22 protein-coding genes are annotated in these 23,626 nt (G+C 42.4%); 10 read left to right on the forward strand and 12 right to left on the reverse strand.

Going from position 1 to position 23,626, the window contains the following annotated elements; all coding sequences use genetic code 11:
* Positions 1–25: 25 nt before the first annotated feature.
* Positions 26–1,021 carry a TAXI family TRAP transporter solute-binding subunit gene (locus KOL94_RS18035; RefSeq protein WP_221567989.1) on the reverse strand — a complete coding sequence of 332 codons (996 nt, stop codon included), beginning with the start codon at positions 1,019–1,021 and terminating at the stop codon, positions 26–28.
* 385 nt (positions 1,022–1,406) lie between these two features.
* Between KOL94_RS18035 and iadA the strand changes: the two genes are divergently transcribed.
* Complete coding sequence (gene iadA / locus KOL94_RS18040; protein WP_221567990.1) at positions 1,407–2,585, forward strand: beta-aspartyl-peptidase; 1,179 nt, start codon at positions 1,407–1,409, stop codon at positions 2,583–2,585.
* Between the two features lie 352 nt (positions 2,586–2,937).
* Here iadA and KOL94_RS18045 read toward each other — a convergent pair whose 3' ends face one another.
* The 5 genes from KOL94_RS18045 to KOL94_RS18065 all read right to left on the reverse strand — a co-directional run bounded on the left by KOL94_RS18045 (position 2,938) and on the right by KOL94_RS18065 (position 9,203).
* The gene (locus tag KOL94_RS18045) at positions 2,938–4,287 is read right to left on the reverse strand and encodes a glucoamylase family protein (protein ID WP_221567991.1); all 1,350 of its coding nucleotides are present in this window, start codon (positions 4,285–4,287) and stop codon (positions 2,938–2,940) included.
* A 756-nt stretch (positions 4,288–5,043) separates the two neighbouring features.
* Entirely contained in the window at positions 5,044–6,027 is a 984-nt protein-coding gene (locus KOL94_RS18050; protein ID WP_221567992.1) for a Gfo/Idh/MocA family protein, read from the reverse strand.
* Positions 6,028–6,524: 497 nt separating this feature from the next.
* Positions 6,525–6,884, reverse strand: a complete 360-nt coding sequence (locus tag KOL94_RS18055; protein WP_311775195.1) for an MmcQ/YjbR family DNA-binding protein — start codon at positions 6,882–6,884, stop codon at positions 6,525–6,527.
* 5 nt (positions 6,885–6,889) lie between these two features.
* Complete coding sequence (locus KOL94_RS18060) at positions 6,890–7,606, reverse strand: response regulator (protein WP_221567994.1); 717 nt, start codon at positions 7,604–7,606, stop codon at positions 6,890–6,892.
* Positions 7,584–9,203: an ATP-binding protein gene (locus KOL94_RS18065; RefSeq protein ID WP_221567995.1), complete on the reverse strand. Its 1,620-nt coding sequence runs from the start codon at positions 9,201–9,203 to the stop codon at positions 7,584–7,586. Before KOL94_RS18065 ends, KOL94_RS18060 begins: the two co-directional genes overlap by 23 nt.
* 94 nt (positions 9,204–9,297) lie before the next feature.
* Between KOL94_RS18065 and KOL94_RS18070 the strand changes: the two genes are divergently transcribed.
* The 4 genes from KOL94_RS18070 to lhgO all read left to right on the forward strand — a co-directional run bounded on the left by KOL94_RS18070 (position 9,298) and on the right by lhgO (position 13,549).
* Positions 9,298–10,347, forward strand: a complete 1,050-nt coding sequence (locus tag KOL94_RS18070; protein ID WP_221567996.1) for a DctP family TRAP transporter solute-binding subunit — start codon at positions 9,298–9,300, stop codon at positions 10,345–10,347.
* Between the two features lie 12 nt (positions 10,348–10,359).
* Complete coding sequence (locus KOL94_RS18075) at positions 10,360–10,677, forward strand: DUF3870 domain-containing protein (protein WP_221567997.1); 318 nt, start codon at positions 10,360–10,362, stop codon at positions 10,675–10,677.
* A 449-nt stretch (positions 10,678–11,126) separates the two neighbouring features.
* Positions 11,127–12,053, forward strand: coding sequence for a glutarate dioxygenase GlaH (glaH, locus tag KOL94_RS18080; protein ID WP_221567998.1), 927 nt, complete (start codon positions 11,127–11,129; stop codon positions 12,051–12,053).
* A 281-nt stretch (positions 12,054–12,334) separates the two neighbouring features.
* Positions 12,335–13,549 (forward strand): L-2-hydroxyglutarate oxidase, encoded by a 1,215-nt coding sequence (lhgO, locus tag KOL94_RS18085; RefSeq protein WP_221567999.1) that lies wholly within the window; start codon positions 12,335–12,337, stop codon positions 13,547–13,549.
* Between the two features lie 70 nt (positions 13,550–13,619).
* Here lhgO and KOL94_RS18090 read toward each other — a convergent pair whose 3' ends face one another.
* Positions 13,620–14,090, reverse strand: coding sequence for a DinB family protein (locus KOL94_RS18090; protein WP_221568000.1), 471 nt, complete (start codon positions 14,088–14,090; stop codon positions 13,620–13,622).
* Positions 14,091–14,222: 132 nt separating this feature from the next.
* Between KOL94_RS18090 and KOL94_RS18095 the strand changes: the two genes are divergently transcribed.
* Together KOL94_RS18095 and KOL94_RS18100 are read left to right on the forward strand one after the other, a co-directional pair.
* Positions 14,223–15,044 carry a YihY/virulence factor BrkB family protein gene (locus tag KOL94_RS18095; RefSeq protein WP_221568001.1) on the forward strand — a complete coding sequence of 274 codons (822 nt, stop codon included), beginning with the start codon at positions 14,223–14,225 and terminating at the stop codon, positions 15,042–15,044.
* Positions 15,045–15,100: 56 nt separating this feature from the next.
* Positions 15,101–15,430 (forward strand): hypothetical protein, encoded by a 330-nt coding sequence (locus KOL94_RS18100; RefSeq protein WP_221568002.1) that lies wholly within the window; start codon positions 15,101–15,103, stop codon positions 15,428–15,430.
* 180 nt (positions 15,431–15,610) lie between these two features.
* On the opposite strand, the gene KOL94_RS18105 is transcribed toward KOL94_RS18100, so the two are convergent.
* Together KOL94_RS18105 and KOL94_RS18110 are read right to left on the reverse strand one after the other, a co-directional pair.
* Positions 15,611–16,036 carry a hypothetical protein gene (locus KOL94_RS18105; RefSeq protein WP_221568003.1) on the reverse strand — a complete coding sequence of 142 codons (426 nt, stop codon included), beginning with the start codon at positions 16,034–16,036 and terminating at the stop codon, positions 15,611–15,613.
* A gap of 24 nt (positions 16,037–16,060) precedes the next feature.
* Positions 16,061–18,034, reverse strand: a complete 1,974-nt coding sequence (locus KOL94_RS18110) for a polymorphic toxin type 30 domain-containing protein (RefSeq protein WP_221568004.1) — start codon at positions 18,032–18,034, stop codon at positions 16,061–16,063.
* A gap of 438 nt (positions 18,035–18,472) precedes the next feature.
* Here KOL94_RS18110 and KOL94_RS18115 point away from each other — a divergent pair, with 438 nt between their 5' ends.
* A complete protein-coding gene (locus tag KOL94_RS18115) occupies positions 18,473–19,750 on the forward strand; it encodes an MFS transporter (RefSeq protein WP_221568005.1) in 1,278 nt (425 codons plus the stop codon).
* 60 nt (positions 19,751–19,810) lie between these two features.
* Here KOL94_RS18115 and KOL94_RS18120 read toward each other — a convergent pair whose 3' ends face one another.
* Entirely contained in the window at positions 19,811–20,068 is a 258-nt protein-coding gene (locus KOL94_RS18120) for a hypothetical protein (protein WP_221568006.1), read from the reverse strand.
* 151 nt (positions 20,069–20,219) lie between these two features.
* Between KOL94_RS18120 and KOL94_RS18125 the strand changes: the two genes are divergently transcribed.
* Entirely contained in the window at positions 20,220–21,551 is a 1,332-nt protein-coding gene (locus tag KOL94_RS18125; RefSeq protein WP_221568007.1) for a helix-turn-helix domain-containing protein, read from the forward strand.
* A 29-nt stretch (positions 21,552–21,580) separates the two neighbouring features.
* Positions 21,581–21,718, forward strand: coding sequence for a hypothetical protein (locus tag KOL94_RS18130; protein WP_221568008.1), 138 nt, complete (start codon positions 21,581–21,583; stop codon positions 21,716–21,718).
* A gap of 140 nt (positions 21,719–21,858) precedes the next feature.
* Here the strand turns inward: KOL94_RS18130 and KOL94_RS18135 are convergent, their stop codons facing one another.
* Together KOL94_RS18135 and KOL94_RS18140 are read right to left on the reverse strand one after the other, a co-directional pair.
* Positions 21,859–22,452: a hypothetical protein gene (locus tag KOL94_RS18135; protein ID WP_221568009.1), complete on the reverse strand. Its 594-nt coding sequence runs from the start codon at positions 22,450–22,452 to the stop codon at positions 21,859–21,861.
* A complete protein-coding gene (locus KOL94_RS18140; RefSeq protein ID WP_221568010.1) occupies positions 22,449–23,375 on the reverse strand; it encodes a hypothetical protein in 927 nt (308 codons plus the stop codon). The genes KOL94_RS18135 and KOL94_RS18140 overlap by 4 nt, the downstream gene beginning before the upstream one ends.
* Positions 23,376–23,626 lie beyond the last annotated feature (251 nt).

A 23,626-nucleotide genomic window follows, 5' to 3' on the forward strand; every position in this document is an offset into this window, starting at 1 on the left:
CTCCGTGATGCCCTTCTTCCTCGTTCTATTCAGTGATGCCCTGTTCTTCATAGAACTTCTTCGCACCAGGGTGAAGGTCGACGATCAACCCTTTAGCAATTTCATCCCGGTCTAGCTGCTTCAATGCACCAACCGCAACTCCATCGGTACCGAGATATTCGTAGTAACGCTTTGTCAAATCATAAACAAGGTCTTCACTCAAATCTGGTGGAACGATGATCATGTTTTGGATCCCGACTGTTTTCACTTCTTCTTCTAAACCATATGCTGCCTCATCACCGGCTTTAATTGTATATTCTTTATAGAACGGATATTTTTCCGTGAGTTTGGATGCGAGATCGTCTTTTATCTCGACAAAATTCACGTCGGTCTGCTGCATAAGATCGGTAATGTTGCTGTTCGGAACTCCGGATGTAAAGAAAGCCGCATCAAGGCTCCCGTTCTTCATCTCCTGAACGCTGTCCGCATAACCTGTATGCGTCACTTTCGAAAGGTCATCATATGTCAGCCCTGCGGATTCAAGTACTTTCTTCGCACTTTGTTCAACACCAGAACCGACTTGTCCAACTCCGACCTTTTTACCTTTAAGGTCCTCAATTGATTCAATGTTGCTTCCTTTCAGAGCAACCACCTGGACGACGTTCTGGTACATGCCTGCCATTGCAGTGATTTCGACCTTATTTCCATCGAATTGCCCTTCCCCATTGATCGCATCATACGCTACATCACTCATGACGATTGACATCTGGTTAAGGCCATCCTGGATATTCTGGATGTTTGCTACTGATGCACCTGTCGATTCAACCGTGACGTTCGCAACATTTTCGCTTTCTTCAAAAATCGGCTTCAAGGCTCCACCGATCGGATAATAGACACCAGATGTACCACCTGTTCCAAAGACGATTGATTGAGCATCACCCGAACCACCGTCGGATTCGCCGTCTCCTCCGGAACCATTGCTGCATGCCGCTATCAACATGGATAGGGCTAGTATGAATGTAAATATGAGTTTTCTTTTCAAGTGTATTCCCTCCCAAAGAATCGTTGTCCTAATGGTAGCGTTTTCACAAACATTTTTGAATATTTAGAACATATTGGACATTTTGGTCATTTTGGTCACAGCGGGAGTGGGAGCATTTTTGTATATATTTTCTTATTTTTTGGTATTTGCACCCTTATTTTTGTAGATAATTCTAGGGCGGTCTCCATCCAATATAAAGAAAACTTGGCAAAGCCAAGCCTTGGCGCAGGCTGAGCCTCAGTTGAACTTATACTGAAGAAAGTATTTCTATACTTTTTTTAAGTGCGAAAAAACTCATCCGGGTGAGTTTTCACCTGAGTAAAGCGTGTTCGTTTTTGATAAGCTATAATAATGGTAAATCGTTACATAGAAAGGGGCCAGCATGATGTTGACGTTAATTCGGAACGGGGAAGTTTACGCTCCAGGGTATCTAGGAAAAAAAGATCTCTTGATTGTTGATGAAAAAATCGGGTTCATTAATGACCAAATTGAAGTGCCGGATGGCTTTTTTTCACAAAACACGAAGGTAATCGATGCTGAAGGAAAGATTGTCGTCCCTGGATTCATCGATTCCCACGTCCATATCATCGGCGGCGGTGGAGAAGGAAGCTATAAAACACGGACCCCTGAAATCATGTTGACTGATGCAACCCTAGCTGGAATAACAACACTGGTCGGTGTGATCGGGACGGATGGGACGACGCGCACGATGGCCAGCCTGGTCGCAAAAGCAAGAGCCCTTGAAGAAGAAGGGATCAGCTGTTATGTTCAGACCGGGTCCTATCAAGTCCCTGTCAAAACATTGACTGGAAAAATCGAGGACGACATCATCCTTGTCGATAAGATCATCGGGGCAGGTGAAATCGCGATCTCAGACCATCGTTCATCACAGCCTACCGTTGAAGAGTTAGCACGGATCGCGTCACAAGCTCGAAACGGAGGCATTTTATCTGGAAAAGCAGGCATCGTCAACGTCCATGTCGGTGACAGCCATGATTGCCTCAAAATTCTTGAAGATGTGATCGACACAACAGACCTTCCGATTAAGCAGTTTTACCCTACTCACATCAATCGGAATGAACATCTGTTTGAAGCTGGAATCGTATATGCCAAAAAAGGCGGTTATGTCGATTTTACGACAAGTACGATCCCGCAATTTCACGAGGAAGGAGAAGTCCGATGCAGCAACGGTCTGAAACGCATGCTTGATGCAGGAGTGCCGATCGAGCAGATCACCTTCACGTCCGATGCTCAAGGAAGCTTACCTGATTTCAGTCCTGACGGAGAGCTTAAAGGTCTTAAAGTCGGAAAGGTATCGAGTTTGTTTGCTGCGGTAAAAGAGGCGGTCCAAAAAAAAGACATACCATTGGAGACTGCGCTGAAAGTGATTACTTCAAACCCTGCACACATCCTTAAATTGCATCGTAAAGGAAAAATCGAAGCTGGTTTTGATGCTGACCTCGTCCTTTTGGACAAAGATACACTTGAGATCGAAATGGTCTTCGCGAAAGGAAAAATGATGGTGGAGGACCGGAAAGCGATCGTGATAGGAACTTTCAAATAAAACTTGACGAAGCCAAGCCTTCGAAGGCTGAGACATAGTTACACTTTTATTGAAGAAAGTATTTTATACTTTCTTTAAATGTAGGCTTTGTTAGTCTACTTAGTTGACTTTAGAATTTATCATTCCTTTTAGAAGGCTTTGTTAATTTTCGTTGTTGATTTTAAAAACGAAATTCACGATACTCCTGCGGGAACAGCGAGCCAGATGAGACCCCGTAGCGAACTATCCCAGTTCGTGAGGAGGCTCACGGTTCGCCCGCGGAAAGGGAGTGAATTTCGAAGATTAACAAAGCCTAAATGTAAAGAGGAAGGGGCTGACCTCAATTGGGTCAGCCCCATTCTTACAATGTTGTTTACTTGATTGAAAACTCTTCCTTAATCAACAATTCCTCTGGTTTCTTGCCGATTTCATCTCTGTGGAAATAGTCACGGACTACACCATCCTTCAGGAAATTCGCAATTGAAACCATAATCATTCCCTGATCGAGTGCAAGGTACGCTTGTGTAATTTCCCCTGTTTCAGCGTTGACGGAATCAAGGAATCCATATTTACTGTACGCATCCATATCCTTCAACTTATGGATGTTCTTCATCGCTTCATCTGTCGCATATTCTAATCCTAAGAAGGTTGCATGCGGAGTGACGACATGGTCCTTTTCATACCCCATTACGCCCAAAGGTGTTGCCGCAAATTCTGAGTATCCATCCGGTGTAGCTGCTGGGGACATCCCCCAGACGTCATAGCCTTGCTCTTGCGCGTATTCAATTTGGAGGTCTACGTGGCGCTTGTTGTTCAAACCGAGTGCATTTTTTCCGAGCTCTTTTTCTTTTAAAACGAGTGATGGCATCAAGCCTTCAAACATGCTTCCGCCCCAGCTCGGAACGAACTTTTCACCCTTATACGTGTAGTGCCCTTCAAATACTTCCACCCCATCATAGGTTTCTGTATATCCCTCTGGTATTTGCGATTGCCAGTCGTATTCTGCTGGCGGTGTCCGTTCCATCTTCCACCAGTGTGCTTTCGGTGCGTCTCCTTTACCGATGGCAACATAGCTTGCAACACGCGGTTCAGTATAGAAGGTTCCATAATGATGGGCAGTCATTTCCCCTTTCGCTACGTCATAACCGCCCCACATTTGTCCGACTTCAGTGTCGTACAATTGCGTGTAGTCCATTTCTTCTACGAGCTTGCTTGTCTGATCATTTAATTCCGGATAGGCTTGTCCGACTGCGACTAGCCCTGCCGAAAGCCAGCCATTATCCACTGTGGAGATGAATTGTCCCCAATCCTTCATTAGCGAACCATCTTCAGTGAAATACCAGTTATAATAAAGACCGTTCCATTTTTCCAGGTTTTTCAATGTTTGGAGTGATTTTTCGATCTTTGCAACCGCTTCATCTTCAGAAATGATTCCAAGCTCATCTGCTGCGATCGTGCTCATATAATACATTCCGATGTTGGTTGGTGAAGTGTATTCCTTCGTATCAACCTCACCATCCACTCGAACAGCATCATAAGGTAATCCTGTGGATTTGTCTGTGAAGTCTTCGAAATAACGGTAGGTCTGTTTGGCGATTGCCTTCAGCTCTTGATCACGAGCAACTTCCGTTCCATCTGGAGATGCTTCCGTCTGTGAACCCCATGGAATGCACAAACTTGTTAATAGTACGGCTGTTACGATGACTGACAATAGCTTCTTCATACGCACTCTCCTTTTAAAATAAGTTATAGTGTTCGAATGTCATTAGGTGAAACGTTTCGATAAAAATTATACCGTCATTGTATGTAAGCGTAAACATTACTTTTGTAGCAATTTTTCGAAAATAAAGATAATACCGATATACCAATAATAAATGCAAATAACTATATTGAGTGGTGAAAACTGATTGGTTGAAACGTTTCATTCCCAAGATTAAAAAACGCTCTTGAGATCGGTTCGGTGATAAACAAAACTCTTTTAGTAAAAATGTAGTTTTTTAACAATTCCATTAGCTTGGACGTTCACCATAGGACGTGGTGGTATTTAGTCGAAGTTCATTATTATAGTCGAAGATCCTTTAAAAGACTGTGGGGTCCCGCCTGCCTCGCTTTTTCCGCAGGAGTCTCGTATATTTCCACTGCATACAGTTTTTTATCGGTCACTATATCAAAGGATAACCATCCATTCCAACAAACTTTTAGAAAACAGCCGAATCAAAAAAGGGGCGTCCTTTTGGACCTCCCCACTTCATGAAAAACTTAACGGACATCTGTTCCGTTATTTGTGACAAAAAACGATGTTATGAAGCTTTAACGGACATCACAGCCGTTATTTATCCATAATACGGCTGATTTTCAAGGGTTTGAAGGAAATAAGAACTCTGGTGTCCGCTATTTTTTGTAAATCCTGTTTTTTCAAGCAAATAAGAGCACTGGTGTCCGCTAAATGTCTAAGAACAGATTTCCATCCCCAGATTGATCATTTTTCCGTTCCGAATACGATGTTGTTCTGCTTTCTAGCGCTTTCCGTGATCCTCAACACACTTCGGCTTAGATCAGCCAATTTCCGGTATTCCTCTTTATCATTCGTTTCAATAATTTTTGTGAATTCCTCTATTTCATAAATCATGTCATTGTCATAAAGGGATTCTCCTAGTCTTTCGCTTTCGTTGGTCTTCCGATCAACCAACGAAATCTTGTTGACTGGCGCTACATGATCAAGAACGAGCGAAACATCTTCCCCTTGGATTTCCGATGAAATGAATGAATGTGAAATTTTTGAACAAAGGATTGTACACACGAATCCATCATACTCCATGACCAGTGTGCCACTCCCATCAACACCGCTTTCCAACATGACCGGATGGTAAGATACGTTTTCAGGTTCTCCGAATAGATAGACTGCTAGACTGATCGGGTATACACCAAGATCCACTAGTGTTCCACCAGAAAATTCAGGTGAAAAGATGTTGGGTCTTTCTCCTTTTAAAAACAAATCATAGCGTGAGGAGTATTGGAGGTAATGGAACATTGCACTTCGGAGAGTTCCAGCCTTCTCTACCTGCTGCTTTAGGATTTTCGCATTCGGTGAGTGAATGTTTCTCATTGCCTCGAACAAAAACACACCGTTTTCTTCCGCAATTTGATAGGCTTCTTCCAATTCAGCCGTATTAGAGAAAATCGGCTTTTCACAAATGACATGCTTTTTTTGCTTCAAAAAGAGCTTGGCATGATCATAGTGATGGGAGTTTGGAGATGCAATGTAGACAGCTTCGATTTCTTCATTGGCTGCCATCTTCTCGAGGTCATCATAAGCATATGGAGCATGATAGGTATCAGCCATTTTCCTGGCATTATCATGTGATCGTGAATACACGGCATTCAACGTCATTTTCCCGCTTTTTTCAGCCGCATCGATGAACGATTCTGTAATCCAGCTCGTTCCTACTGTTCCAAATTTCATAAATATCCACCGCCTTGTTTTACTTTAAACGATTATTCGTAATTGTTGATATTTGCGAAATTCACTCCCTTTCCGCGGGCAAGAGAAAAGCGGAGGCGACCCGGTTAGGCACGTAGGTCACTGGAAAACTGACGAGGATGCTGTCGCCGCCGCAGGAAGTTTGAAGTGATCCAAGTGACTGGTCGCTAAGCTAGACATCACTTCCCTGCATAAACCTACTTCCGCAAACCTCCTTACTCGCACAGGATGTCAACACAAAAAAAATGAAATCATTTTCGTGTCTGTGATGAAAATTCTTAGAAGCCTTCCTTCTGCTGGCTTCGACGTTCACCACAGGACGTGGTGGAATTTAGTCGAAGGTCCTTATTATAGTCGGAGATCCTTTAAAAAGACTGTGGGGTCTCGCTCGGCTCGCTTTTCCCGCAGGAGTGTCGCAAATTTCGCTTCATGCAATTTTCTATAAAAAATCAACATTACACACAAACTATTAAAACCACTCATTTTCGATTTATTTGCACTTGTTCATGCAATCGCTTTGGGGCTGCTCGATAATAAGCTTCAAGGAGATAGTCTGCTACTTCATCCCAATCTACTTCCTCGAGGGGGAAGGTCGTCCATCCATGTTGCCCGATATATGCTGATTTACGATATCCAGGCTGTTGAATCAGCAATTCCTGTGTCGACTTCAGGGTTTTAATTGAAAGGGAAGGATGCTCTTTATCTTCTCCTAAGATTACGAAAGGTTTGTCCTTTACTCTGAAGGATGTGTGGCCGAATCCATCCACATGCTCTTCCACTTTTGGAAAACGAGTGGCGACCGCTTTAATCGTTTCATATAGTTTCTCAAACGTAACCACTATGTTCAATACCTCACTTTTTCCACTAACTTGTAGCGGTTGATTGGGCGCCCGACTCCGCCGTACTGGACATCGAGCTCGACTTTCCCCATCTTGCCCAGGTAATCCAAATATCGCCGGGCTGTGACTCTTGCAATCCCTACTCCATCTGCTGTTTCTTCCGCTGAGAGAGAAGTTTCTTGCTTACTTAAATACTGCAAAATTTGCTTCAATGTCTGGTGATTGAGTCCCTTCGGCAGCTCTTCATCGGATTTCACACCTGAAACTCGGAAATCATCTGTAATTTTGATCAATCGGTCAAGATCCTCTTGACCAATTTTTCCGGTTTCAGACAATTCACTATGCATCAAGCGGTATTTTTCTAGTGCCTTCTTGATACGCGTGAATTTGAATGGCTTGATGATATAATCAATGGCTCCGTTCAGCAACATCATCCGAATCGTATCCTTGTCATTGGCAGCCGTTATGACAAGGACATCGATGTTCAACTGCTGTGCACGCAGCTCTTTCATCAGATCAAGACCATCTTTTTCCGGCATGAAAATATCGAGGAGAATCAAATTGGGCTGTAATGATTTTGCGAGTTCCAACCCATCTTTTCCATTACCAGAAGTGGCGATCACCTTGAACCCATCGACGCGTTCAATGAATTGTTTGTTAACCTCTTGGACCATAGGATCATCTTCAATCAACAAAACGTTAATGTCCGGATACTTGTTCATGTGCAATCCCTCCTGGTTTCATCGGAAATATCAGTTCAACACTCGTTCCTTCTCCATGGATACTTTTCACCCGGGCAGAACCTTCGCCTTTCTCAATCACATTTTTGACGAGGTAAAGACCGATCCCCGATCCATTGTTGCCTTTGGTCGTATACCCTTTCGTAAACATGCTCGCCTGGGCCTCGTCCGTCATTCCTTTCCCATTGTCCTCTACTGACAGATACAGTTGATCGTCGGATTGTGAAAGATGGACTTCAACTAGTTTCGTATCCCGTTCAATCCCAGTGAAAGCATCAAAGGCATTTTCGATCAGATTTCCCAAAACCAATACGAAATCGTGTCTGTCCAAAAGTCCAGGAAATGATTTCAAACAGCTTTCCGGAGAAATTGTCAACTCGATATCAAGCTCTTTAGCCCTGCTGATTTTACTCAGCAAGAGACCTGCGATACTTTCATCCTTGACCTGTTTTGATAAAAATTTCGTAAGTGTTTGCTGTTCTTCTTGATTTTCAAACAAGAAGTCGAGAGCTTTATCATTTTCGTTCAACTGGATGAGCCCAGCGATGGTGTGAAGCCGGTTCATATGCTCATGGTTTTGCACGCGAAGAGCATCGACAAATGCCTTGACCCCGGTAAGCTCTTCTGCCATTGAAGTCACTTCGGTCCGATCCTGGAACACTTCTACCGCTCCAACAATTTCACCATCAACCAGAATCGGTACACGGCTGCTCATGATAATTTTCTCATTGATCCTGATCTCTTCTCTATACATACTCTTTCCATCTGATAACACCTCGTTCAGCTTGGATTCTGGAATGATTTCATCAATGTGAACACCAGCCACCTCTTCTTCCAGGTTAAGGATCTTTTTCGCTTTATCGTTGAAAACCGTGATGCCTCCGTCTCTATCTATGGCTATGATCCCTTCATTCATCGCCTGCAACGTTGCTGTTCGTTCTTTTAAAAGTCTCACAATTTCATAAGGTTCGAGTTGGAAGGTTTCCTGTTTCAAATGTCTTGCCAGCAACCATGAACCGATAATACCGAACAATAAGGTCAATACAGCGATGACGGCCATCTGATGTTTCAACTCACCAAGGACTTCCCACAAAGTCGGCTGAATGATACCGACGACTACAGTCCCGATCTGCTCTTTTTGTTCATTCATGATTGGTACGAACGCCCTTACAGCCGTACCAAGTTCCCCCTCGGCTTTGGATGTATAGCTATGTTCTGCGAATGCAGGCCCTTCATCCTTTCCGGAAGACACAGTACCGATCATGTCTTCGTTTGGATGGGAATAACGGATTCGGTTCATATCAAGGACGACGATATAGTCAGCGTTATTGATTGTCCGGAGCCGCTCGACAATCGGGTTGATTTCAATCCAGCCTCTCGACTCGGTCACACCAGATTGCACTTCAGGCAAATTCGCCACTGTCCTAGCAGTCAATAGAGACCGATGACTAAGATCCCGTTCTTTCATCTCATAGATGTTACCAGTCAAAATGATTCCACCGATAAGTAGGGAAAATAGGACGATGCCGAATGATAGAATTGTAATCTTCCAACGGATTGGTAAACGTTGTAATGACATCAGTCCTCATCCTCCCTTGTAAATTATCAATATTGTACCATGAGAAAGCGATTGTGATACACTATTGAAAAGGATTGCCCGGAGGTGAGGCTTGATGAAGACCATTATTTGGGTTGCATTGTTGATCACAATCGGAATCGTGACAGCCGTCTTCGTCGGCTTCGATTTTTCCACGTCTGCGGGTTCAAAGGAATTTGATGATGAACAGAACGGTTTAAAGGATCGAATCACAATCAAGTTCAGCCATATCTATTCGGAAAACTCCCCACAAGGACAGGCTGCAAGATATTTTGCCAAACGTCTTGAGGAAAGGACCGACCATCAAGTCGAAGTAGAAATTTATCCAAATGCTGTCCTTTACAATGAGGAGGAGCAATTGCGTGCGTTACGGGAAGGGAATGTCCAGATGATTGCACCCTCCATCTCAGAGCTAACCGCAGAATACCCTAGATTCCAAATACTTGACCTTCCATTTGTTTTTACAACTCATGATCTTGTAAAAGAAGCCTATGATGGGAAAATTGGTTCCCGGCTATTAAAGGATATTGAGGATGAGCATATGAAGGGGCTGGATTTCTGGTTCGGAGGCTATAAACAGGTGACGACCGATAAGAAGTTCGTCAAATACCCTTCCGATTTCAAAAGGATGCATTTCGGGATCATGGATAGTCCGATCATCAAAGGACAATTCAACTTTTTAGGCGCTAGTACAAGCGTCGTGAACTTTAACAGGATTTACCGAGATCTAGAAGTTAATTTTATAGAAGGACAAGAAAACACGGTGTCTAATATATACACGAGAAAGCTTTATCAAGTACAAGACTACCTCACTGTAAGCAATCACGCGATCATGAGCAATATCATCCTCATCAACAAGGATCTTTTGGATGAATTACCTCCTGAGATCCACGAAGAAATGAAGGAAGCGATGAGTGAAACGACTTCTTGGATCAGTCGCCACGCCATTGAAATCAATGACAGACAGATCCGTCAGCTTAAGCGTGATGAATCGATTCATATACATCTGTTGACCAAAGATGAACGTAAAGCTTGGATGGAAATGCTCGATCCCATCTATTCAAAACTGGAACCGATACTTGGGAAAGAGTTGGTCGATGAAATCGATCGAATAAGGAATCAATAGGAGGAGAAGAAAATGCCGAATACGAAAATGCTCGCAGGACATGCCCGCTTGCCAAATGGAATGGCGGTCAGTGATTTGCATGAAACATTAACAGTTACGATTGAGGTCGATCATACGTATGGTGTGATTGTTTGGGCGGATTGTACGCTTGCCACCGACCATGCGCAATCCTACCTGGGTAATTTGTTGAAAGGTTTCAGCTTACGTGATGGGATTCAACTGATTGAAAAAGAAATCGAAAACCACTATTACGGAAAAGCGAAACCAGCGCTATTGGCTGCAGTACGTGATGCTTACAAGCAGTATCAGACACCACATGTCGTAAAATAATCCCATAATTTAAAGAAAACTTGGCAAAGTCAAGCCCTGACGCAGACTGAGCCATAGTTTACACTTTTATCGAAGAAAGTTATACCTTCTTTAAATGCAAACACTTGGTTGACATTGTTCTGATATGGTTGTAAGATATTGAATAAATCACCTGGAGAAAGGCTTCCCCTTTCCCGTTCGGTGAATTTACTGACAAAAGAACATGAATACGACACTGTAAAATCTATTGGACTTCTCTTCCGGAAGCCAGACGTAGATAAAGCCAGTGATATCTTCCTCTTGGAGATATTGCTGGCTTTTTTTCATTTGAAGAAAGTATAAAATATTTTCTTCAATGTAAGTGCAGATGCTCAGCCATCGCCGATGACTTGACTGAGCCAAGTTTTCTTTAGATGCTGAGACCTCAAATTACTGGCGAATACCGCCGCAAAATTGAAGGAGGAATTGCAATGAGCATGGTTAAAACCGATTTAGTGAAGTCTTATGAGAATTTCAGCGTAGTGCAACACCCGCAGTCCGAGCGTCTTTATCACATCGAATTGAAGGACGAAGCTGTCACAGCCTTTTTGGAAAAACATCGCAATACGATCTCCCAGCAACTAGAGTACATCCCGTACATGCGCTATGTTATCGCGAAAGATTTGAAACAGGTGCTTGGAGAGGAGTTTTCAAAGGTAATCAATGAGGTGCTTCATGACCGTGAGTTCGGCGGATTCACCCTTGGAATCGGAAAGCTTACCTCCTCAGATGAAGATTATGTAAAATTCTCCACAGCAATCACACATTTAATCGGCGGTGTGAATTTCGATGCGATGTCTGGAAAGTATTACGCCCGTTTTACCGTTAAAGACACTGACAACAGTGACTCATACCTCCGCCAGGCTTATCGGTTGTTCACCCTCCATACCGATGGAACATTCGTTAACGAACCATGCGATTGGCTCTTGATGATGAAGTTTGCCGAAGAAAATGCCATCGACGGTGAATCCCGTCTATTGCATTTAGACGACTGGGAAGAACTTGATTATTACACCAATCACCCAATTGCGTCGACAAAGATTCCATACAAATCTCCTGCAAGTAAAAATGTCAGTCAAACAGTGTACAATGATACCTTTTTCGAACATAACGGCAAACCTTGCATCCAGTTCATCGATCAGTTTGCCTGCCCTGATACAATAGAACAAGCGGAGTATTTGAAATCGATGTCTGAATCGATGGAAAATAGTACAGCTGTAGTAGAGCTGAATCTCCCTGTAGGCGATCTCGTCGTCTTGAACAACACATTCTGGCTCCATGGTAGAGCAGCTTTCGAAAAACACCCGGACTTGCATCGTGAGCTGTTACGTCAACGTGGTTATTTTAAAAAAGTTTAGGCTCTGTTAGTTTGTATTATTGATTTCCGCGAAATTTACTCCCTTTCCGCGGGCGATCGGAAAGCCTCCTCGCGAGTTCCTCGCTGTGGGGTCTCGCCTGGCTCGCTTTTCCCGCAGGAGTGTCGTAAATTTCGGTTAAAGAAAACTTGGCAAAGCTAAGCCTTGGCGCAGGCTGAGCCTTAGTTGCCCCTATACTGAAGAAAGTATTTTATACTTTCTTTAATGTAATATCAACAAAGGCTTTTAACAGAATCCAAGTTAAAGGAAACGGAGGATCGATTATGTATGATGTCATGATCATCGGCGGTGGAATCGTCGGACTTTCTACTGCCTATGCCCTGACCCAAAAAAATCCGACATTGAAAATCGCTGTGGTCGAAAAAGAAGACAGCTGGGCAAAACATCAGACCGGGCATAACAGTGGCGTCATCCACTCCGGCATCTATTACAAACCAGGCAGTCTGAAAGCACGCTTTGCAAAAGAAGGCGGGCGCAAACTCACAGCATTCTGTGATGAGTATGGCATCTCTTATGAACAATGTGGAAAAGTGATTGTTGCAACGGATGAAAACGAATTGACTGTCATGCACAATTTATACGAACGAGGGTTGCAAAACGGCTTGGACCTCAGGCTATTAGATCAAGCAGAATTGAAAGAGGAAGAACCATACGTGAACGGCATCAAAGCGATCAAAGTACCTCAAGCTGGCATCATCGACTATGTTGGAATTTGTTCGGCAATCGTAACGGTATTGGAAAGTCGAGGAGCAGACCTCTTCCTAGGAACTGAAGCGAATGATATAAAGGAAAGTCCAAACGAGGTTACAGTTGAGACTGCTTCTAGCACTTACAGGACGAAACATCTGGTTAACTGCTGTGGCCTTCAAAGCGATCGTGTGGCAAGACGCAGCGGCCAGAACCCTGATTTGAAGATCGTTCCATTCCGTGGCGAGTATTTTGAACTGAAGCCGGAAAAAGAATATCTCGTTCGAAACTTGATCTATCCCGTCCCGAATCCCGACTTCCCTTTCCTCGGCGTTCATTTCACACGGATGATCGGCGGAGGTGTCGAAGCTGGACCGAATGCAGTACTTGGTTTTAAAAGGGAAGGTTACAGGAAGCGGGATATCTCTTTGAAGGATTTGTCCGAAACATTGATGTATCCTGGGTTCTGGAAACTTGCCTCAAACTATTGGAAGGAAGGTCTCGAGGAGATGGTCCGCTCCTTCAACAAGGGAGCATTCGTGCGTAGTTTACAACGGTTGATACCGTCGATCGAGGAAGATGACCTGAAGCCTGCCCCTGCTGGAATCCGTGCCCAAGCACTGAAATCAGACGGTTCACTCGTCGACGATTTCTTTCTTGTTCATAGTAAGCGGAGCACACACGTCTGCAATGCCCCGTCTCCTGCGGCTACAGCCTGTTTTCCAATCGGAGAACACATCGCAACAGCACTTGATATCGAACGACCGGTTAAAATTTCTAGCTCATCTTGAAGTGAACAGATTAAGCTTCATTTCCTTTATAAAAGCAAAGGGCTATCCATTTCGGGCAGCCCTTTCCTCTTTACTTCACTAGTTGGTGTTTTGCCGCCCGTTTGATGATGTTGATCGTCGACATATGCAGCGCTTCATGATTCATATGAAAAAGAAACATTTCTCCTAATGTCTTCATATGAAAGAACTCATCCTTTAACGGCTGATCCAGTTTACCTCTGCAAACCTCGATCATTTTATCAGGTTGCTCTTTCAATTGTTTTAGCAACTCCTCATAAGATGGCGGTTGTTCATTCCAATCAGCTGGACTGCTTTCACGCGGAAACATCACATGGTACTGTAGTGGCAGCATTCTCTCTATATCAAGTGTTTGAGAGACTGTGTGGTCCCACCCCGCCAATATGTGCCCCATATTCCAGCGGATATTGTTTCGATGGTGCTCTGGTATATGATCAATAATTTCTTCTGTTAAACCCTCCACTGATCCGACTGTCCAACTCCTCCACATTCTGAATTGCTCGAAAATCTGATCATCGTTCATATACATCCTCCCCATTATCTAAATGATCCTATAACTCTATACTTAGCTGTCCAAGGCATAAATCCTCTTTCATCGAATGAAATTCCTCAGGTTGGTTATACCAATTGTAGTGATGAAAATGAGGGATCCTGGATGAAAACGCTGAAATGGCTTTTAATATCACTTTACAGAGAATTCTTAGATCGGAAAATGTACGACCTTGCAGCTCAAATGTCGTATTATTTTTTATTGTCCCTCTTTCCATTTCTCATTGTCGTCATCACTTTAGTCGGTCACCTGCCGCTTGATACTGGTTCTGTACTGGATATCGTTGAGCCCTATGCTCCTGAGCAGACGATTCATTTTCTAAGACATACGCTCAATGGGATTTTCGCCAATCAGGAACAGAACCTGCTTACCATCGGATTCCTCTCATCGATCTGGTTGTCATCCATAGCCATCCAATCTTTTTCTCGGATTTTGAACGAAAGTTACCCACAAAGGACCAAACGCTCTCTCTTCATACAGTTAGTGGAAGGATTATTGCTGACGATCGCTTTTATCAGTGTTGTCGTCATATCAGTCCTCGTTCCTGTAGCAGAACGACTAGTACTAAGTTATATCGATGAAGACGCCTGGTTGTTTTCTTTCATCATCAGTTTTTGGAGCCCATTGAAATGGATTGTCGGGAGCTTTGTTTTATTTGGTTTCTTTTATGTCCTTTATCACTTTGTTCCGAAAGCCAGACTGAAGTTTATCGAAGTATTGCCTGGAGCAATTTTCTCGACAATCATCTGGCAGCTTATTTCGTTAGGCTTCTCAGTCTATGTCCGATTCAGTCAATATTCGATCATTTACGGCAACGTCAAAACCATCATCATCCTCATGATTTGGCTTTATTTGACCGCCCTAACATTGATCATAGGTGGAACCATCAATGCCCTCCTGTTTAAAAGAAAGTACAATTATGATTGAAAAAATTTGTAGTATTTTGTATGGTAAAAATATGGAAAATGATTAGGGGGGATTTGGTGCTTCGTAAAATCACTTTTTTGATTGCTTTTGTGTTCTGTCTATTCGGTCTCTTCCACTATGTGGACGAAATCTTTCTGGCATCCGATACGGAATTCCCTGAACGGATAAGGTATCATCACGATACATATGTAAGTACAGACTTTTTCATACAAACGGAAGCTTCACGCCCCAAGCCTGAATTCCTGCCTACTGGATTTACATTGGAAGGCGATGAATATGGGTGTTTGGATGGCGGGCGCGTTTACCAGAATCCAAAGACAGATGAAATATTCATAGAGCATGAAGAATCTGAACCACCACGATATGTACTGTATGAAAAGAAATGAGGACTGCTCGTTGATGGCAGCCCTTTTACTGTTTTGTAGAGAATTTTGCATTTTTATAGGTAATCCCATAACCTTATGGATGTTTTATTCTTAGGGATGAACAGCCAGGTGAAGATTTGCCTTACAAGGATATAAATGAAAACAGAGGCGGGAAGGATGTATTTTTCATATCCACATTATTCAACTTCTATTATGTTCCATCTCCTTCAGCGCAATATATGCCTCGCCTTTTACAGCACCATTCTCATGTTTTGTGTACGTTTTGATCGTCGGCAAATATTTCTGATCATGCGTCATACCTAAAATATTGATTGCTGTGGTCAAACATGGTAAAGGTAACTGAGGTAAATGTCGTTCTAGAGAATCCCAATTAATCCTTTCAATATTTTGATAGGTTACGGCTTTCGATAGGGCATCGAACAATTCTTCTTTAACCTCGAGGTTTTGTTCGGCAAGGGCATAGTACAATAAAACATCCATCAGCTCATCGAAGTTTTCTATGTTTTTGTTATATGACTCGAAAACGTCAGACAAGTGGGAAACAGTATCAATCTTTTCTTGTTCGTCTTTTCCTTTTAAAATCTTTTCAATTCCTCTTACATCCATTGTGAACCTCCTTTACAATTTTTTTCAGCCTGTGAATGGAATGTGTGAATCATTGGCAATACTTTCGCTATAATGCGGACTATTTGGATTAAAGACATTCTTTTTATGAAAATTACCTTGCGAATCCATCGTCCATTTACCTGATGGTGTCTTCACTTCTACCCGATAGATCCAGCCATTTGCAGCATTTGATCCCTCTGGTGCCGATGGATCCGGTCCATGGGCTCTGGTATTCCACACATTACCTCTCTGATCGGTCCAACGATACTTCTCTCCTTCGGCTGCACCGCCTGGAATCTCTTTCCACGGAAGCTGTTCGGCATCTTCAGGTAATCTTGCCCGGAAGTCTTCTATATTTTTAACGTTGGTAAAGTCGCCTACTTTGGGCTTAGGAACTATCGGCTTGTCTGGAGGATCAGGATCATTTCCTTTTTTGCCAATTAGATCATCCCAATATTTTTTGATTTTTGAAGCAATGGGATCCCCGAATTTTTTCAAGGCATTTGCAAAGGGAATTCTGCTTAATATAGCAGCAACCCCAACTGCCAGTGCAGTTTCAGGTGTAAGCAACTTCTTCGGGTTCCGTAAAATATCCGCTATATTGTGTCCACCAGCAGCCACACCAATCCCTGTTGTAACCGCACCTACTGATGCCCAAAAACCTAATAGCGGGAAGGTCAAAGCAAATGCTCCTCCTATGATGACCGCTTTCTCCAAGCCAGATAAACGATCCCACCAATTTTGCAGCTGGTCGAATAGACAAGCGATACATGCTTGAGGAGTATGGAAAGAATCAATCCATTCCTTTAAAAATAAAGCTGCAAAAAATGCCAGTGCAATCACGGCCAAAGCCTTATAATATTTCTGGATGTTCTCTTGTATTCGAGGTATTCGTCCTTCTGCTTCAGAATTTCCATACAGTAACGTAAATCCAAGTTCTCTACGCTCTCGATAAAACATCAAGAAATAACCAAAACGTTTACGATCTGTTGAAACAGAAATCAACAAGTTCCACATTTCAGAAAACGGGTTGATGACATGTTCTCCATTCAACATTGGTAGTTTTCCACTTACACGATTCAGAGATTTATAATCTAAAAAGATTGATATAACCAGCATGATTAAGAACAGTGGTCTTGCTGCATATCCGCTACCTAATAAATCATGGATTACAGTAAGCCATTCAGGAGTGCTATAGAACGAATTCCAGATCGCATGATCAAAAATGGCCCAAACTAAAAGGAATGACGGAAAAATATAAGTGAAATGCTTTAATCGCTCCCTGTATCTGATCGCTAATCCGATACCAAGCGCAATCATTGCAGTCAGTAAGGAATGTCCGGCTGCCATTTTGTCAGGAATGAAACCCTCCTCAAAATACCCGGGAAAAAGGGTGAAAAACTCCCAATGAAGGACTTTTCCCTGTAACAAGGTCACTCCATAATGGTCACCGGTAATAAGCCGACGGAATGTTTCCTCCAAAAATTGAAATCCTGCACCTGTGGCAGCACCTATAAGGGCAAAATCACTTAGACTTAATGATGTTGCGCGTCGAGAGAAATAGAGATAAGCTCCAAGCGGAATGAGCTTTACGATTTCTTCCACAATAGGAGTTAAGATCGCCATACTCCAAACATCCGCTTCTCTACCGCCCAACACCGCGGTAAAGGAACTGACGATGAATGTATTGATGGGTGTCATCAACCATGCTCCTGCTAAAAAGAAATACGTGTACTTTTTCCACGTGAGGGTTTTACTTCTGCATAATAACCAAAATTGCAAAATCACATAAAAGGACCAGAGAAACTGGACGAACATCCTACGAGAGTCATCCATGAAAATCAAGCTTACGATGAAAGCGATCAATGAAAGCCAAACGAAAATGGCATATACTCTTAGAATTACAGGATGCTTCTGAATAAGTTCCTTACAGGATTGATGAATGGTTTCCAGCTTGTTTCTAATCTTTACTCTTATACTTACAACTTGACTTGCCATATGGTTCAACTCCGATGTCACTTTTTTTCATCAGGCTGCCATCTAGTTGTTTCAAGAGTTTTCGCCCTTCTAAACTGGTATAAGGTAGTTGTTATGGATAAATGTGACAATCATCTCAGGTCTTCATGAAAAACCGTTGGATAAATGCGACTATTACATCATGATTCACATACCTTCTCGTAAAAGTTGTTGTGTTAGGTTGCAACAGAAATATACTCGCTTACAGTGTTAAATAGCAACAATCCTTCAGTATACAGCCTAAACAAAAAATGAAGTTGACCCGTTTAATTAAGTTCGAGTCAACTTCATGATTCCCTTTTTTCAAGTATGGCTTGAACTTCCGCCTCAGGACTGAGAAAAGTTCCACCCTACGCTCGTTAAAGCCTTTACGTTATCGCGCTATTATTGAAGCAGAAAATTGACGGGAGGATTTTTCCAATGGAACAGACGAAATCATTATCCCTTTTTAAAAATAAAACGTATGTTAAATTGTTTCTGGCTTCATCCATATCGATCTACGGTGACTGGTTCGATATCCTCGCCATTTCAGTCCTGGTGGCTTATGGATGGAACACAGATCCTATATTGATCGGTCTCATTCCAGTATGTTTTGCTTTACCAGGGATCCTTTTCGGATCGTTCGCCGGTGTTCTCGCCGACCGTTATAGGAAAGTCAACTTGATGATGGCTTCTGATTTCATCAGTGCGATTTTGACTGGACTTCTTGTTTTAGCCGATCACATCTATTGGATTCTTCCTCTCTTGTTTTTACGTTCTACAATGGGTCTGATCAGTGCACCTGCAGCACAGTCCTTGACTCGACATATCGTTCAGGAAGATCAACTGTTGAAAGCGACCTCCTACAACCAGATCGTCAACAATTCTGGTAAAATCGTCGGGCCATTGTTAGGGGCTGTTATCCTCGCTCTCATATCCCCGAAAATTTGTATCTTAATCAATGCATTCAGCAGCATCATATCTGGACTCATTCTCCTAACCATGCGTAATATCAAAGAAAATGATGCAACGACAACTGAAAATGAAGACGAAGCAGAACCTAGTTTCAAAGAATCCTGGAAAGAAGGATGGGCGTTTGTACTGAAGCAACCGGTGATTTTCAATTCCATTCTATTCTCCCTGATCGGCATGATGGGGATTCAGCTTGTCGACTTTCAATTTCCAGTCCTCCTTCGTTCCGTCAATATGGAAGATCCAGTTGTGTTCGGTATGCTGATGAGTATGACCGGAATAGGGTCGATCGTTACAATCACCTGGATGAACCGTTTCAAAAATATCCAGTATGGTTGGGCGATCGGCGGTGGGATGAGCTTGATCGGTTTCGGTTTTGCGGGTGTAGGTTTCATTGCAGAAGGCATGTCGTTATTCATTCCTGCCCTTTTCGGACTGCTTGTCGGTTTAGGAAATGGCATATGGATGGTCGCATTCAACTTTGCTTTACAAAAAGAATCTCCTAAGGAAATGATCGGACGGGTCTACGGGATTACGAACTCCTTGTTCAGTGCGGTTGTGATCATTGCGCCGGTTACTGGCGGAATTCTCGTTCAAACGCTCGGCCCCTCGGCTGTCATCCAAGCAATCGGATTGGCCGTCGGAGGAACTGGTATTATCGGGGGAATCCTTGGCAAATGGCTCTGGAAACAAGAATCCAGCTCAACAGCGATTCTTGAACCCGTTTCCAAAGATTCAAGTGTTTAAAAACCGTTTTTTTCAAGGTTGAAGTAAAAAACATCCTACAAGTGGTGTTTTTTGTGGTCTTTAAAGAGGCAATACAGGGGAATCAGGCCAAACGGGATCTGCATCTACAAGTACTGGACTATCTGGCCATATCGGATCATCACCTTCGGGAACTGGTCCGTCTGGCCATACGGGATCGGACTCAGCAATTGATGGATTCTCTACCCTAGGGAGATTTCCTATTTCGCCATCATCATAAGCTTGTCCTCCAACTAAAACACATAGCGCAAATACTCCTGTACTTGCTAAACACATTACATTTTGAAACCATTTCGTCATAAAAGACCTCCATTAATTGAATATTTTTACATTTTTATCATAATTTTAATATTTTCAATTGTCAATTCTTTTTTGAATAATATATTTAATTATTTAAAAATTCTTTCAATAAATTTACATTGTGGTAAAATGATAGTGGGAGGCGATATATTTGGAAAGTAGTGTAGGACTAAGGATTAAAAGGTTAAGAAAAGATTTGGGACTTACCCAGGGAGATTTAGCTGGGGATCAATTGAGCCGTGCCATGTTAAGCCTCATTGAACGAGATCTGACCACCCCCTCCCTCCGGACGATTGAATACTTATCCCACAAACTAGGTGTTTCCGTTGGTGATTTACTAGGGGAAATCAAAGACACATCCATTACTTCAGCCACCTCAGAAGATATCAAGAAATCACTCAATATCTGTACAACCCTTTTTAAAGTCAAAAAATATAAGGAAGCGGAAACTCGACTGAAAGAACTGATCAAGATTGAACACGTTTCCTTCCCAGAAAAATGGCTTGCACATAAACTGCTCGGTCAAATATATGAGAAGCTGGATGAAGATGAAAAAGCCCTGGTTCACTTCACTGAGTCCCTTTACTATTTATCTTCTACGGATGCAAATGAGATTGTAGAAGTCTATTATTATAAGACTCTATCGAACCGGAAGCTTGGACATTATAAAGATGGAATTGCGGCTGCACTCAATGCTGCTGTACTCATTGAGTCCTATCACACCAAAGTAGACAACCTTCTTCAAATCAAACTTCTCTATAACCTCGCACTCTGCTATTGCCGTGTTGAAGAGTTCCAAAAAGGACTTGATGTCATCAATCGCGCAATCGGAATCATGGAAGCAAACGAAGTTACATATTCAAACGGCCATTTCTATATGCTGAAAGGGCTCGCAGAGTTGTATATGAACAAATTTGCTGAAGGAATCGTCTCGACAAGAGGAGCGATCGAATATCTCGATGTCAACACACATCCAGAAAGATATTTAGGTTCCAAAATCAATCTAGGGATCATTTTACGAAAACATAACGATATACAAGACTCATTAAAGGAACTGCACGAGTGTTTGGACGAAGCATTGAAAGCAGACATTCCGTATATCACCGTCAATAATTACTATGAGCTTGCACTCTCCTATCTGCATATCGAGGATATCAAGCAGGCCGAGTATTATGCAAAATGCGGACTAGCATTAGTCGAACCGAGGTCCCACTTACATGGCCAATGCCACTACGTCCTTGCCAAAGTACTGATGAAACGCGGAAATTATAAACAAGCATTTAATGAAATCAAAAAATCAGAGTCGATTTTCCAAGTACAGAAGAATGAATCTTGGTCCGCGCTTGTTCTATCTGAAAAAGCGATTTGTTATAAACACCTGAATGATCATAATAACGCATTCCAATCTTTACTACTCGCAAACCAAATGATGTTGAAAAAAGATATGAGGCTCATAAGCACGGAAATTCCGGTAATGAGTTGATTCGTTCACTTTGAAGGAGGAATCAACCTGTGGACAGAGGTAATAAAGTAGTTTATCGGGGCAAGACGTATTTAGTGATATGGAGATATGATTCAGGTTATCTTGAAATAAAGGGAGACTTCAGAACATACCTCGTTCACGAAAAAGACGTAAAGTATGTGAAATAGACAAATAGTGATGAAGTGAGAAAAGTGCCCCTATTAAGGATTGGCACGACGTTCACCACACAACAACGAACTATATTCCAATTTTGTAATATTGCACCGAGTAACCGCAAGCTCAGGATGCGGTGGTACTTGGTCGACGTTCAAACCTGCAAATCAATTTGCTGTGACCCACCATCCAGACCCTCGGGCTCTATCTTACGGAACTCGTGAAGCAACACCAGAAAAAAGATTTCCATGATCAAGCTGACCACGATCAGTAGAATGCCGATCACTGACCCGATATCCCTGCCTGAATTCATAAGAAAAGGCTCTACACTAGTCACAATCAACAGCGTGACGATATAAACTTTGAATGTCGGCTCTGTCCTCTTAAGAATTGACTCATCACCAACGTGTTGTGCTAGTTGGATCATGACCCGAAAGACATAAAAGACTAGAATCAGTTTGCCTATTCCGAGTGCACTCATGTATAACAGCCACCCGTCATTCGCAGTCAATCCGGTGATCTCGTTATTCGTCTGTTGGATGAAAACGGTTGGCAGCGATAACGCAAACAAGATCATCGCAAAAATCCGCGAAAGGTTTCCGATTTTATATTCAGACGATATCCGCTCAAGTCCCAGGTAAATGAGAAAGTAGCCCAATGGATCGGGAAGGATGTCGAAAGCGACGATGTGGATTTCGAGAAATACCAGCAGGAATCCTGTAAATATTTTTGTGAATGATTCTTTCATCGTACTTTCCCTCCCTTGTGGTTAGTGATGATGTCATTAATATCGTCCTGATTTAAATATGGTTCATCCCAAATAGGAAGTGAAAGCTCAAATGCTTCTCCATTTAACGACTTTCCTATGATCCAGATGTTGAACCTCAAATACATTGTGTTATCGCCATCAATTTGTGTATAAAAACTGACCAAATCACCTTTCGCAATTTTGATTGGAAATTCGATATCGGGTAATGCCGTGCCTCTAACATTATCCCACGGTCTGTTCAATTCACCATAATTGTCATCTAGATCTTTTTTTACCGGGGCTGGCTCGATTTGCGGAGCATTGATTTTCACTTCCAGTAAACCCGGATAGTCCTCCAGTAAAGGGATTTCTACCTTTTCAATAAGTAGTCCCTCTTGAGCTGACAGTTCAAAATTACTGCGATGTTCACTGCTGCTTCCACTCATTTGAAATTTAAATGGTTGCTCACGGTTAGATTCTCCACTTATCTTAACTTGCCCGATATCGACTGCATGCTTTAAATCTGCACGAGCACTGAAAGAAGGAATAATTTCACTGAACGTCCACTGGTTTCCGCTTACTTTTTTGACTGGAAGTTGTTCTTCGTGCATGTCCACTGTAAAAGAACGCAAATGATGATGAATATATTCTTCTTTATTTAGAGGTCCTTCCTGATTGAACATGAAACCATCCGGTGTTGTGTAAAATTGGACCCCATTGACTGAGATGCCACTTACCATCCCCGGATCCCCTTTATTCATCAAATAATAGAACTTCAGAGGCATTCGATCCTCTACTGACACTTCGTAATAATGTTTTAGAAAAATAGGTTCATCCAGTTGCTTTGATTGCAGATATGTATAATTACCTGTCCAGATGATGACAGCAAGGATGATAGCAATCCAAAAATACCTTTCCCTCATATTGAAATCCCCCTAAAAAACGAAACATCTACACATTTTACCATATTTGAAAGAGTAGTAGATTATTCATGGCAATGAACTATAGGAATTTGACTTGGGCATCGGGTTTACTTGTATTTTGTAGTTCGATAACTTGTTTTTTACAGATAATCAGGTATTTCACACTATTGAATTTTTATAGCTTTTCCTTTATATTTTGATTATTCAGACTATTATTCCCGCTTTCGATGATTATTTAAAAAGGAGGATGA

Origin of the sequence: Alkalihalobacillus sp. TS-13 (assembly GCF_019720915.1) — a bacterium.
Classification (GTDB): Bacteria; Bacillota; Bacilli; order Bacillales; family Fictibacillaceae; genus Pseudalkalibacillus.

Excerpts from the sequence above, each read along its gene's own strand:
- KOL94_RS18095 (WP_221568001.1), top strand. The coding sequence starts at position 14,223 with ATGAAAACGCTGAAATGGCTTTTAATATCACTTTACAGAGAATTCTTA.
- KOL94_RS18135 (WP_221568009.1), bottom strand. The coding sequence starts at position 22,452 with ATGAAAGAATCATTCACAAAAATATTTACAGGATTCCTGCTGGTATTT.
- KOL94_RS18115 (WP_221568005.1), top strand. The coding sequence starts at position 18,473 with ATGGAACAGACGAAATCATTATCCCTTTTTAAAAATAAAACGTATGTT.
- KOL94_RS18070 (WP_221567996.1), top strand. The coding sequence starts at position 9,298 with ATGAAGACCATTATTTGGGTTGCATTGTTGATCACAATCGGAATCGTG.
- glaH (WP_221567998.1), top strand. The coding sequence starts at position 11,127 with ATGAGCATGGTTAAAACCGATTTAGTGAAGTCTTATGAGAATTTCAGC.
- KOL94_RS18065 (WP_221567995.1), bottom strand. The coding sequence starts at position 9,203 with ATGTCATTACAACGTTTACCAATCCGTTGGAAGATTACAATTCTATCA.
- KOL94_RS18110 (WP_221568004.1), bottom strand. The coding sequence starts at position 18,034 with ATGGCAAGTCAAGTTGTAAGTATAAGAGTAAAGATTAGAAACAAGCTG.
- KOL94_RS18060 (WP_221567994.1), bottom strand. The coding sequence starts at position 7,606 with ATGAACAAGTATCCGGACATTAACGTTTTGTTGATTGAAGATGATCCT.
- KOL94_RS18075 (WP_221567997.1), top strand. The coding sequence starts at position 10,360 with ATGCCGAATACGAAAATGCTCGCAGGACATGCCCGCTTGCCAAATGGA.
- KOL94_RS18045 (WP_221567991.1), bottom strand. The coding sequence starts at position 4,287 with ATGAAGAAGCTATTGTCAGTCATCGTAACAGCCGTACTATTAACAAGT.
- KOL94_RS18140 (WP_221568010.1), bottom strand. The coding sequence starts at position 23,375 with ATGAGGGAAAGGTATTTTTGGATTGCTATCATCCTTGCTGTCATCATC.
- lhgO (WP_221567999.1), top strand. The coding sequence starts at position 12,335 with ATGTATGATGTCATGATCATCGGCGGTGGAATCGTCGGACTTTCTACT.
- iadA (WP_221567990.1), top strand. The coding sequence starts at position 1,407 with ATGTTGACGTTAATTCGGAACGGGGAAGTTTACGCTCCAGGGTATCTA.
- KOL94_RS18090 (WP_221568000.1), bottom strand. The coding sequence starts at position 14,090 with ATGAACGATGATCAGATTTTCGAGCAATTCAGAATGTGGAGGAGTTGG.
- KOL94_RS18120 (WP_221568006.1), bottom strand. The coding sequence starts at position 20,068 with ATGACGAAATGGTTTCAAAATGTAATGTGTTTAGCAAGTACAGGAGTA.
- KOL94_RS18105 (WP_221568003.1), bottom strand. The coding sequence starts at position 16,036 with ATGGATGTAAGAGGAATTGAAAAGATTTTAAAAGGAAAAGACGAACAA.
- KOL94_RS18050 (WP_221567992.1), bottom strand. The coding sequence starts at position 6,027 with ATGAAATTTGGAACAGTAGGAACGAGCTGGATTACAGAATCGTTCATC.